Annotated in this window: 10 protein-coding genes; 7 read left to right on the top strand and 3 right to left on the bottom strand. The window is 62.5% G+C overall.

Annotated features, from left to right (window positions below; translation table 11 throughout):
• Position 1 precedes the first annotated feature (1 nt).
• On the top strand, positions 2–553 hold the full coding sequence (locus tag ACVWWJ_RS10255; protein WP_159891973.1) for an XRE family transcriptional regulator: 552 nt from the start codon (positions 2–4) through the stop codon (positions 551–553).
• Here the strand turns inward: ACVWWJ_RS10255 and ACVWWJ_RS10250 are convergent.
• The gene (locus ACVWWJ_RS10250) at positions 550–1,296 is read right to left on the bottom strand and encodes an SDR family oxidoreductase (protein ID WP_456967718.1); all 747 of its coding nucleotides are present in this window, start codon (positions 1,294–1,296) and stop codon (positions 550–552) included. The genes ACVWWJ_RS10255 and ACVWWJ_RS10250 overlap by 4 nt on opposite strands.
• Positions 1,297–1,428: 132 nt before the next feature.
• Here ACVWWJ_RS10250 and ACVWWJ_RS10245 point away from each other — a divergent pair, with 132 nt between their 5' ends.
• Entirely contained in the window at positions 1,429–2,415 is a 987-nt protein-coding gene (locus ACVWWJ_RS10245; RefSeq protein WP_456967717.1) for a LysR family transcriptional regulator, read from the top strand.
• A 6-nt stretch (positions 2,416–2,421) separates the two neighbouring features.
• Here ACVWWJ_RS10245 and ACVWWJ_RS10240 read toward each other — a convergent pair whose 3' ends face one another.
• On the bottom strand, positions 2,422–3,153 hold the full coding sequence (locus tag ACVWWJ_RS10240; RefSeq protein ID WP_456967716.1) for a TetR/AcrR family transcriptional regulator: 732 nt from the start codon (positions 3,151–3,153) through the stop codon (positions 2,422–2,424).
• A gap of 220 nt (positions 3,154–3,373) precedes the next feature.
• Here ACVWWJ_RS10240 and ACVWWJ_RS10235 point away from each other — a divergent pair, with 220 nt between their 5' ends.
• Genes ACVWWJ_RS10235 through ACVWWJ_RS10215 form a run of 5 tightly spaced genes read left to right on the top strand, consistent with a single transcriptional unit; the run spans position 3,374 to position 10,606 of the window.
• Complete coding sequence (locus ACVWWJ_RS10235) at positions 3,374–5,554, top strand: TonB-dependent receptor (protein ID WP_456967715.1); 2,181 nt, start codon at positions 3,374–3,376, stop codon at positions 5,552–5,554.
• A 28-nt stretch (positions 5,555–5,582) separates the two neighbouring features.
• Complete coding sequence (locus tag ACVWWJ_RS10230; RefSeq protein WP_456967714.1) at positions 5,583–7,829, top strand: GH92 family glycosyl hydrolase; 2,247 nt, start codon at positions 5,583–5,585, stop codon at positions 7,827–7,829.
• A gap of 18 nt (positions 7,830–7,847) precedes the next feature.
• Positions 7,848–8,984 (top strand): phosphatidylinositol-specific phospholipase C1-like protein, encoded by a 1,137-nt coding sequence (locus tag ACVWWJ_RS10225; protein ID WP_456967713.1) that lies wholly within the window; start codon positions 7,848–7,850, stop codon positions 8,982–8,984.
• Positions 8,985–9,022: 38 nt separating this feature from the next.
• On the top strand, positions 9,023–9,874 hold the full coding sequence (locus ACVWWJ_RS10220) for an alpha/beta fold hydrolase (protein ID WP_456967712.1): 852 nt from the start codon (positions 9,023–9,025) through the stop codon (positions 9,872–9,874).
• 51 nt (positions 9,875–9,925) lie between these two features.
• On the top strand, positions 9,926–10,606 hold the full coding sequence (locus ACVWWJ_RS10215) for an SGNH/GDSL hydrolase family protein (protein ID WP_456967711.1): 681 nt from the start codon (positions 9,926–9,928) through the stop codon (positions 10,604–10,606).
• Here ACVWWJ_RS10215 and ACVWWJ_RS10210 read toward each other — a convergent pair whose 3' ends face one another.
• Positions 10,607–12,076 (bottom strand): MFS transporter, encoded by a 1,470-nt coding sequence (locus ACVWWJ_RS10210; protein ID WP_456967710.1) that lies wholly within the window; start codon positions 12,074–12,076, stop codon positions 10,607–10,609.
• Positions 12,077–12,172 lie beyond the last annotated feature (96 nt).

Here is a 12,172-nt window from a genome sequence, read left to right as displayed (position 1 = left end):
CATGGCAGCGGGACTTAGCATAGGCTCCGCGATTCGTGACCGGCGGCGCGGCCTGGGACTGACCCTTCAGGCCCTTGCCGACAGCTCGGGACTTTCCATACCGTTCCTCTCACAGGTAGAAAGAAACCTTGCGCATCCATCGCTGCTGTCACTGGAGGCGATTGCCCAGGCGCTGAACGTCGACGTCGACTACTTCGTCGGCGTGCCCACGCCCGGGCAGATAGTCTGCCGGGCCAACGAGCACGACCGTATCGACCTTGAATCGCCGGTCGTTTACGAGCGTTTGAGTGGCCGTCATGCCGAGCGCAAGATGGAAGCGCTGCGCTTGATCGTTCCGCCTGGCCTCGTCGCACCCACGATCCATCGGGAAGGCGAAGGCTTCTGGTACATCCTGAGCGGTACGCTCGAGATGACCGTGGGAAGGAAGAAGTTCGTACTGAACGAGGGTGATAGCGCGCACTTCGATCAGCGGCATCCCTACAGCATGCGTAACGCGGGCAAGTCCGAAGTGCGCATGATCTGGGTGGGGACGCCGGCGATCTTCAAGGACTAGGGAACCTGACGCGTCGGCCGGAACACGATCTCGTTGACGTCCATGTCTTCAGGTTGCTCGATGGCAAAGGCCAGGGCCCGGGCGAATGAATCCGCCGGGATGGCAACGGACGCATAGAAAGCGTCCAGCCGCGTCTTCATGTCGGGCTCGGAGGAGCTGCCTGGAAGTTCGCTGTCGACAGCGCCTGGCGAGATGACCGTGGTGCGGATATTCCAGTCCTTGACCTCCTGTCTGAAGCCCTCGGACAACGCGCGTACCGCGTGCTTGGTCGCGCTGTAGACAGCACCGTTAAGCATGACCTTATGTCCGGCTGTGGATGATACGTTCACGATGTGCCCGGACATCTGGCGCTGCATGTGAGGCAGTGCGGCCGCGATGCCGTAGAGCACGCCCTTGAGGTTGACGTCGATCGTCCGGTCCCATTCCTCGACCTTAAGCCGCGCCAACGGCGACTGTGGCATGACGCCCGCGTTGTTGACGAGGACGTCGATCCGACCGAACGTCTCGACCGCGCTATCGACGAGGCGTCTCACATCACCAGCCACCGTCACATCGGTCGCGACAGCCAGTGCCCTATGCCCTTGCACATTCAGCTCCTCAGCCAGTTGATCGAGTCGATCGACGCGACGCGCGCCGAGCACGACACGCGCTCCCCGGGCGCTCAGCATGCGTGCGGCTGCCAGCCCAAGCCCGCTACTCGCACCCGTAATGACGATGACCTTTCCGTCGATGTTCTCGCTCATGACGCTTTCCCGTGGTTGACTGCCGCCGACTTTAGGCAGCAAGCCGTCAACCCGATAGCCGCGCTGGGATTGATCCAGTAGCAACTGAGGGTTGATACTGAGAGTCGAAGAATCCCGGGCGGGAAGCATGAGATGGCCATCCACGACATTCGCGCCATCGACCTGTTCACCAAGGCCGTGGAGTTAGGCAGCATCCGGCGCGCGGCAGGCGTCCATGGTGTGAGCGCGCAGGCAGCGAGCAAGGCACTGGCGACTCTGGAGCAGAAGCTTGGTGTTCGACTGCTGCATCGGACGACGCGCGGCATCGCGCTCACCTCCGAAGGTCAGCAGTTCCTGGAGGGTGCGCAGCCTGCGTTGGCCGCCCTGGAGCGTGCCATCGAGGGCGTGCGTACCGCGAAGGACGAAATTGCCGGGCCCTTGCGCATCGTCGCTCCACGATACGGCTTCGGGACGCTGCTATGGCCGCTGATCGACGCGTTCTGCCACCTTCATCCCGCGGTAGAGGCACACCTGAAGCTCGATGACCGCGTCGGCGACTGGGTGCATGACCGCGCCGATGTAGGCTTCCGCATTGGCGTGGCGCCGGAAGACGGGGTCGCGGTCCGGCGTCTCCTCGCCGTGCAACTGATCGTCTGCGCCGCACCTTCGTACATCGCGGCCTACGGCGCACCGACATCGATCGAACAACTCGTCGCGCACCGCTGCAGTGTGCTGCGACACTCGGCGACGGGTCGCGTATTGCCCTGGCTTCTGAAAAGAGATGGCGAGGTGATCTCGCTCGATCTTCAGCCATCGCTATCGACGAACGATGCGGGCCTGGAAATCGAGGCGGTGCTGTCGGGTCACGCCATAGGCCTGCTCGCAAGTTCCTCGGTCGCGCCGCTGATTCGTTCGGGGCAGCTCGTTCCGCTGTTGACCAGACATGTCGCAGACCACTTGAGCCTTTTTGTTTATTACGGGAGCCGGGCGCGCCAGCCTTCCCGCGTCCGCGCCTTCATCGACTTTGTTGTCGACCGATTGGGCCAATCGTCCGCGTACGTGCTGGATGCGCGCGAACTGGCCCTGGCGTCCGCCAAGGGCAGCGGCAAGAAGCCCGTCGCCCGGACGGCAGTGAGGTGAGGCGTCTCACCGCCCCTTGACGACCTTCCTTGCCTTCCTGTTCGCCGCCGCGTAGCGCTCCTCACCTTCGACAAACTTGTCGTAATAGCGCACGACCATTTCCGCGACCTCGGTGTTGATGACATCACCGTCCATCGTCGGGTTGTCGACCACCATTTCCGTGGCGGCGTACATCACTTCGGTCGACAGGCGCATTGCGACGCGCAGCGCATCGGGATCCGCACTCGGGTAGCGGTCGCGCAAGCCGTTGTACGACGTCTCGGCGACATCGTCATGCGAGTCGAGGCGGATGTGGCGCAGCGTGGGCACGGCGCGTAGGGCACGCATGATCCAGACGGCGCCGGGGAAGGCGAGGGTTGCCGCATTGATCGCGGCCTGCATGTCGCGCAGGCCGCGAATGCTGGCTTCACGGGAGCCGTCGTAATCGAGCACCTTTTCCTCTTCCAGCCACGCGCGATACGCCATGTTCTGGCATTTCATCAGGCGCTCGCCGAGCTCCTTGAGGATCGCGTATTTGTTCGGAAAGTACCGATAGAGGGCAGGGGGCGAGATACCCGCCTGCGCGCAGATCAGGTTTGTCGAAAGGCGCTCCACGCCCACTTCGCCGAGCAGGCGCGAAGTGACCTCGAGGATCAACTCGAACGTCTGCACCGAGCGCTGTTGCACCGGCTGTTGCTTCGTGTCCAGCGCGATGGCCGGACGCGCATCGGATTTCTTCCGACGCGTGCTGCTTTTCATGGAGTGACCTCGGCGAGGATCTTCGCAAGTTGTGGCGAAGACGAAATGGTTCCAGACGATACTAATTAATCGTCAAAGCACTGTCATGTGCACACAGTAGCTTTAACTACTGTTTCCCCCAACCCCCTTCCAACTCGCCATTCCCCCCATCCCTTCGGGCTCGACAGAGCTGGCCGTTGCGGGTAACCGCGCGGTCGATTCACGCAGGAGTTCCAACGCAATGCATCACGCCGTACGTTTTGGATTTGGTCTGGCTGCACTCGCCGCCGCTATCAGCGCCGCCGCGGAAACCACGGACGCGGATATCACGAAGCACACGACGACCCTGCAGGGCGTCGCGGTCTCCGCCGGGATCGACGATCCGAACCTCGCGCCACCCGGAAGCGCCGCCGCCCTCGCGCCGTCGCAGGGCAACCTGTTCGAGATCGAGCCGCAGTCGGTCCTGAGTCGTAACTTCATCCAGACGATCGCCACGCCCAAGGCGGATTACCTCGCGCTTCTGGAGCTCACGCCTTCCGCGGTCAATGCGTCCCCGAATGGCGCGGGTTTCTCCAGCAAGAGCGGCACCATCCGTGGCTTCCAGGACGGCGAATACGACGTAACCTTCGACGGCATCCCGTTCGGCGATCCGGGTGCTTTTGGCCACGCTACGACGGCGTTCTTTCCCGGGCCTTCGCTGGACAAGGTCGTGGTCGATCGCGGTCCGGGTACGGCAAGCAACCTGGGCAATGCGACCTTCGGTGGCACGGTAGCGCTGTATTCCGCGCCCACCACCGACAAGCCGTCCGGCGAGCTCTCTGCCATGTATGGCAGCGGTGCTACCTGGCAGGTTGCGGGTTCCGGCAATACGGGCGTGATGAACAAGATCGGTACCGAAGCCTCGGTCAACTACAGCCATATCGAATCCAACGGCCTGATCGACGACGCCGGCTTCCGCCAGGACAATGTGCTCTTCAAGGTAAAGCAGCCGCTCGGCGACAACACGACACTGACCCTTGTGGCCGACTACAACAAGGTGAAGTGGAACACCTTTACCGCCCAGCCGAAGAAGCGCACGGACATCCTCGGCCTCGAGTTCGGTGGCCTCAATGACGATCCGACCTCACAGGGCTTCGCGAACTACAACATCGACGACCGGCATGCCGACTTCGAGTATCTCGAGCTCAACGGCGACTACGGCGACTGGCGTGTCGACAACAAGTTCTATACCTATGGCCTGCGCGACAGCGGTCCGGGTGGTGTCGATCTGCTGGGCAATACGCCGAACGTCGCGCTACTTCCGAACGGCGGCGTGCCGGGCGCGGTCAACCTCAGCCGCTACCGCGCGGCAGGTGACTTCCTGACAGCGGAAAAGGATGTTGGCAGCGGCTGGCTGGAGAGCACCCTGAAGGCGGGTATCTGGGCCGAGCGTACTTATCAGGTGCAGGACCAGGTTACGGTCGATCTGTCGACGATGACGCCTCGTGTACTCAAGGGCGAGCCGAACGCCAACATCATCGATACCAGCCAGCACACGAATACGACGCAGAGCTACTTCGAGATCAACTGGCATCCCACCGAGAACCTCAGCATCGTTCCTGGCGTCAAGCAGATCGTGTTCGACCGCACCCTCGAGGGCGTTTCCAACTTTCTGACGGTCGGCGGCGATGGCCACTTCGCGACCACGCTCACCTCGCTGGCGGCCAACTACCGCTTCTCGCCGAACCTTGCGGCGTATGCCCAGGTGGCCAAGGGCTTCCAGGCGCCCAAGGTCAACGTTTTACAGGGTCCGGCCGGTCATATCGATCCGCAGACCACGACGAACTACCAGGCCGGTCTGGTCTGGAAGACGCCGACCACGGTGGCGGACATCGACGTTTACTACATCGACTTCGGCAACCTCGTCAGCAGCATCGACGAACCGATCGGCCCGGGCGGCTCGTTGATCAGCGTGTTCGTGAACCAGGGTGGCGTGATCTACAAGGGTGTGGAGGGTGAAGTGACACACGTCCTCGGCGATTCCGGCTTCAGCTTTACAGCGAATGGCAGCGTCAACAGCGCGTATTCCAAGACGACGCACCTGCAGATATCCAACTCGCCCATGTCGACGGCGGATGTCGGCTTCATCTATGACCAGGGCCCGCTGTATGGCTCATTCCTGGTCAAGTACGTGGGCACGCGCTACACGGGCGTGGGCGAGACCAGCGGCGCTACGTACAACCCGAACACGAAGCTGCCCACGTACAACTACACCAACTTCAACATTGGTTACCGCTTCGCGCCTGACCTGAGACTGCAACTGTCGACCAATAACCTGTTCGACCACCGCACGGCTATCCAGGGCAACGGCCTGGCAAAGGACCCCACCTTCTACTACCTGGCTGGGCGCAACTACACCGTGCAGGCCACCTACACGTTCTGATCGGCAGCTTGAACAGGAAAGTCCCTCGATGCATACCCTTTACTCCCTGGCGAAGCGCACCCTCGCGGTCGCCATTGCTTCCCTGATCCTGGCGGCTCCCGCCGTCGTCGCCAACGACCATGCCGCCGATGTGGATCCGTTCATCGGCTCGGACTGGTTTGGCGAGGTCTTCGTCGGTGCCACCATGCCCTTCGGCATGGTGAAAGTCGGCCCCGACGTTCGTGACTACGGCTATCGGAAGGGCTTCCAGAGCACCGGCGATATCCGGAGCTTCTCGCACCTCCACCTCAGCGGCGGGTCCGGCAAGTACGAAAATGCCCGCGTGATTGCCACCACTGGTGAGCTCGAGCCGGGTGCCTTCCATTCGCCGCGGGCGAACGAGGTGGCCAGCGCGGGTTATTACGCCGTCGACCTCACGCGCTACGGGGTGAAGGCGGAGCTGACCGCCACACGGCGCATGGGCATGCACCGTTACACGTTCGCCAAGGATGGCGATGGACATGTCACGATCGACCTCGACCTCCTCTACAAGGGCACCGGCGAAGAGACGCAGCAGTTCCTCGGCGGCGACCTGCGCGTGGTCTCGCCGACCGAGATCGTCGGCGTCGGTCACTATGCGGGCGGCTGGAACGAAGGCGGCCCGTACGACGTCTACGTGGACATGATCGTCGATACACCGGCGGCTACGACACGCACCTGGCTCGACAAGAGCGTGACCAGCGCACCGTCGGTACATGCCACCAGCGCCATGCCGCTCGGCGCTTCCTTTGATTACAACGTGAGGGCAGGGCAGGCGATCCAGGCGAAGGTGGGCATCTCCTTCGTCAGCGAAGCCCAGGCCCATCGCAATGCGACGGAAGAGGCACGCGGCTGGAGCTTCGACGACGTGCACCAGGCAGCCGTCGCAGCGTGGAACAAGGCGCTTGGTCGCATCGAGATCGCCGGGGCGGACGACACCCAGCGCCGTACGTTCTATACGGCGCTGTACCACACGATGATGATGCCGTCCGATCACACGGGCGAGAACCCCAAGTGGACATCGACCGAGCCGTACTACGACGACTTCCAGGCGATCTGGGATACGTTCCGTAGCCAGGGCCCGCTTCTGACCTTGATCGCGCCGGACGTGCAGCGCGATATCGTGCGATCGCTGGTGGATACCTACCGCCACGCCGGCTATATGCCGGATGCGCGGGTCGGCAATGACAACGGTCGCACGCAGGGTGGCAGCAATGCCAACGTGCTGGTCGCGGACGCGTATGTGAAGGGTCTCGCGGGTATCGACTACCCGACGGCGTTCAAGGCCATGATCAAGGACGCCACGGTGGCGCCTGCCGATGCCCGCAAGGAAGGACGCGGCGGCCTGGCATCGTATAACCGCCTGGGCTACGTTGCCCAGCCCACCGAGCGCGCGGGCTCACGCACCGTGGAATACGCGTACGACGACTTCGCCATCGCCGAGGTGGCATGCGGTCTGGGGCACGACGACGAGGCGACGCTGTATCGCGGCCATGCCGGCAACTGGGCGAACCTGTGGGATGCGTCGAGCGAACAGGAAGGCATCACCGGCTTCCTGCGTCCACGCAATGAAGATGGCAGCTGGGGGCCGCTGTTCCTCGACCGTCGCGGCACGTGGCCGGACTTCTATTACGAGGCCGACCTGTGGACGTATTCGCTTTATGCCCCACAGGACGTGCGTAAGCTCATCGCCATGTCGGGCGGCAACGAGGCTTTCGTGAAGCGACTGGACACGGTCTTCGACCATCTGCATTTCGATATCACCAATGAGCCCGGCTTCCTCATTCCTGACCTCTACCTCTGGGCCGGTCGGCCCGATCTCACCGCGGATCGGGTCACCACCTTCCTGCACCGTGCGTTCGGCGCGGATCGGGCCGGCATCCCGGGTAACGACGATTCCGGCGCGATGTCCAGCTGGTATGCCTTCCAGTCGATGGGTTTCTATCCGAACCCCGGACAGGACGTTTACCTGATCGGTACCCCGTCGTTCCGCGAATCGACGATCGACCTGGGCGCCGACAAGACCTTTACCGTGCGGGCCGAAAACTTCACGCCCGATGGCACGAACCGTTATGTGCAGTCGGCGACGCTCAATGGCCAACCGCTCGACGCCGCGTGGTTCCACCACAGTCAGATCGCCAGCGGCGGCACGCTGGACCTGGTCATGGGGCCGTCGCCGTCGCGCTGGGGGACCACCTCACCGCCTCCTTCGATGTCCGACCCCGACTTCGCCCTCTGCAAGCGTCATAGCCGCTGATCAACACCAAGGATACCCATGGCTTCCCTTCGTTCCTACCTGCTGCCGTTTGCAGCAGCATCGTCCCTCGTCGCATCCGCATCGCTGCTCGCCGCGACGGCCGATATCCATATCAACCAGATCCAGGTCATCGGCACGCACAACAGCTACCACGCCGGCTTCGCACCCAGCGCCAGGAGGGTGATGCAAAAAGAAGCGCCCAAAGAATTCTTCGCGATCGATTACAGCCACCCTTCCTTGACCCGCCAGCTCGATGACGGCGTGCGCCAGGTGGAACTGGACGTCTTCTCGGATGCGAAGGGCGGCCTTTATCTCGACCCGGCGATGGACCACATGATCGCGCTCAACGGCCTCCCGGCCGATCCACCGACGGCGGCCCCGGGGGTCTGGGAGAAGCCGGGCTTCAAGGTCATGCACATCCAGGGCGTCGATCAGCGCAGTACGTGCCAGCCGTTCACGGCCTGCCTGACCGAGCTACGCGCCTGGTCGAAAGCCCACCCGGGACACACGCCGCTCTTCGTGCTGGTAGAGACCAAACAGGAACCGCTGAAAGCGAAGATCCCCACCGTGATGCCGGAGCAGTTCACGCCGGCGGTGTTCGATGCCCTCGATGCCGAGATTGCGTCTGTTTTCCCGCGTAACGAGATGGTCGTTCCCGACGACGTGCGCGGCAAGCACGTAAGCCTGGACGAAGCCGTGCGTGAGGGTGGCTGGCCGACCGTCGCAAAGGCGCGCGGCAAGGTGGTCTTCCTCCTCGACCAGCGCAAGATGGAAAGCGTTTACACCGATGGCCATCCGTCCTTGCGTGGGCGACTGATCTTCACCAACGCCACCCCGGGCGCGGAAGATGCCGCATTCACCGAGTGCAACGAGTGCTCGGCGGATGACATCAATGCGCTGGTCCGTCGGGGCTATATCGTTCGCGCGCGCACCGACGATCCCGCGCAGGGGCAGGGCCTTAAGAACGATGGCTCACGCCGTGACGTGGTGCTGACCAGCGGCGCGCAGCTGGTCAGCACGGATTACCCGGCCGGAGAGCCTTCGGAACACGGCTACTCGGTGGGTTTCCCCGGTGGGGTGACCGTGCGATGCAACCCGGTCCTGACCACGAAGGGGCAGTGCAAGGATGCTGCACTGGATTCGGCAAAGCGGTAGCCTTTACCCGGGCTCACCTTGGGGAAGGGGTAACGATCATGTCGAGGAACATCGTCCGGGCGCTTCTGCTTATCGCTTTCACGGCGATGTCCTCGCCCCTGTTGGCCAAGCCTGAGGGCAGCTACGCCGCGGTGAACGGCACCCAGATCTACTACGAGGTCCGGGGGGAGGGCCCGCCCCTCGTCATGCTCCACGGCGGAGTGACGCCGTCGGAGATGTTCGGCGCGCCACTCGACGCCATGGCGAAGCACTTCAAGGTCATCGCCATCCATGCCCGCGGGCATGGATTGAGCAAGGATACGGCCGCGCCATGGTCGCTCGAGCAGGATGCCGATGACGTGGCTGCGGTGCTAAGGAGCCTGAACATCGCGAAGGCGAGCGTGATGGGATACTCGTTCGGCGGTGGAATTGCGCTGCAGTTCGCGTTTCGGCATCCCGACATGCTCGACAGACTGGTACTCATCTCGATCGACTACACGCGCAAGGGCGAGTATCCAGAGATCAGGACGGCCTTCGATCAGATGTCGGCGGCGGCAGATACGATCGGTGCCCAGATCGCACAGTCTCCGCTCGCACAGATGTATCCGGGCGTCGACTGGCCGACGCTGATGCGCAAGACAGCGGACCTCAACAAGAAAGACTACGACTGGTCTGCCGGGGTACATGGCATCAAGGCGCGTACGCTGCTCATCTTTGCCGATGCGGACTCCATACGGCCCGAGCACATGGCGGCGTTCTACAAACTGCTTGGCGGTGGGCAGCGGGATGCGGGACTGGATGGGTCACTGCGCTCACCCAATCAGCTTGCAGTGATTCCCGGCACGACGCATTACAACGTCATCGCGTCGCCGTTTCTGACGCAGTATGCGTCCGCGTTCCTTACGCATTAGAGCGGACTCAGGTGATGCGCATTATCATTCCATCGGACGCTCGGGGAACAAATGAACTGTAATCGCCGCAAGACATGGTTGGCACTCGGTGTATCGGCACTCCTGTGCGTTTCTGCTTACTGCCAGGCGCAGTCGGTTTCCCGACCCGAAGTCACCGAGTGGACCTGGGAAGTCAGGCCCGAGCAGATCGATACCAAGTTGCCAAACGTTCTGCTGGTCGGCGATTCCATTACCCGCAACTACTTCCCCGAAGTTCAGCACGAGCTCGCTGGCCGCGCCAACGTCTACCTCTTTGCTGCCTCGACCAGCCTGGGCGATCCGCGTCTGGACAGGCAGTTGAACGAGTTCGCTGCGCTGCAGGCCGTGAAGTTCAGCATCGTGCATTTCAATAACGGGATGCATGGCTGGGCTTACAGCGATAAGGAATACGCGGCATCGTTTCCTCGCTACGTGGCAACGCTTCGAAGGATCGCTCCTGGCGCGCGGTTCGTTTGGGCATCAACGACGCCGGTGAGGAAAGACACATCTCCCGGCCCATCGAACGACCGCATCAAGGCGAGAAACGAAGCGGCACGGCTAATCGTCGATCGTGACGCGATCCCCATCGACGACCAGTACGCGCTGATGGCACATCATCCGGACCTCTACATGGATGACGTGCACTTCAATCCGGAAGGGTCAAGCGTGCAGGGCAAGCAGGTTGTCAGCGCGATTGAAAAGTACCTGAAGTGATCAGCTACGGCCCGAGGGCTCGTGGACGCGCAGCGTGCAAAGGCCAGCCACGAGCAGGCTGACACCGCCCATGCCCAACGCCCAGATGGGTTGGTTGTGAAAACATAAACGCAGCAGCAGGCCGAGCACGCTCGCGGCGACCAACTGTGGGATCACGATAAACAGATTGAAGATGCCCATGTAAACGCCCATCTTCGCTGTGGGCAACTTGTCCGAAAGCAGCGCATACGGCAGTGACAGGATCGAGGCCCAGGCAAAGCCGACGCCGACCATCGAGGCCAGCAACCAGCGTGGATCGCGGATGTACAGGAATGACAGCAGGCCCGCTCCGCCAAGGCACAGGTTCACGACATGACTGATGCGCAGGCCCCATCGACGCACCATGAGCGGAATGACCACCGCGGCCAGCGCGCCAAACCCATTGTAGGCGGCGAACAGCACGCCAACCCAGTTGGCCCCTTCGTTATAAGCGGATGAGCTGGTGTCGGTGGTGGCGTAAATCGTCTGCGTCACGCCTGCGGTCGTGTAGATCCACATGGCAAACAGCGCGAACCAGGAAAACAGCTGCACGCCGGCCAGTCGCCGCATCGACACCGGCATGCCGTAGAGATCACCCATCACCTTGCGCAGCATGCCCTGGCTGGGTGTGCGGCTGAGCCAGGTAAGAAGCAGGCCGAACACGATCAAGCCGCATGCCAGCAGGTAGACCTCCTTTTCCAGGGCGAAATGCCTGATCAGGACCAGTACCGCAGCTCCACTCAAGAACAACAGAAGGCCCGGTCGACCCGCGCCTGATACATCGACCGGCGGACCGTCTGGCATGTTGTCCGAAAAGGAGTTCAGCTGCGCAGGTGGGTACTCGCGTGTGGTGAGGATGGTCCAGAGGACCGAACCCAGCAGCACAGCGCCGCCGCCGTAGAACGCGAATTTCACCGTATCGGGAATGCCTCCGCCTGCGGCTACATTGGTCACGCCGAACTTGGCGAGCACCCAGGGCAGTATCGAGGCGACCACGGCACCGACGCCGATGAAGAAGCTCTGCATCGCATAGCCGGCGGTGCGTTGCTGCGTGGGCAGCTGATCACCGACCAGGGCCCGGAAGGGTTCCATCGAGACGTTGATCGACGCATCGAGGATCCACAGCAGACCTGCGGCTACCCACAAGGCCGGCGCATTCGGCATCCACAGCAGTGCCAGCGAGGCGAACACGGCGCCGGCCAGAAAGTATGGGCGGCGACGGCCCATCCGGTTCCAGGTGCGGTCGGAGTAGTGGCCGATGATGGGCTGCACGATCAGCCCGGTCAGGGGTGCGGCAATCCATAGGGCGGGAATGTCGTTGACGTTGGCACCCAACGTCTGGAATATCCGGCTGACGTTCGCGTTTTGCAGTGCGAGGCCGAACTGGAGGCCAAGGAAGCCGAAGCACATGTTCCAGATCTGCCAGAACGACAGCTCCGATTTATGTGTCATCGTTGATCCTGGTCATGAGCCCCTCCGGCGGCAACAGTCTTACATGGTACGCAGCATCGCAGTGCAGCAACCAGCGCCCGGGCATGGATGCGCCGA

The sequence above is a fragment of the Luteibacter sp. HA06 genome, assembly GCF_054061215.1.
Note: the sequence above shows the minus strand (reverse complement) of the source record. Positions and strands in the feature narration are given on the sequence as shown.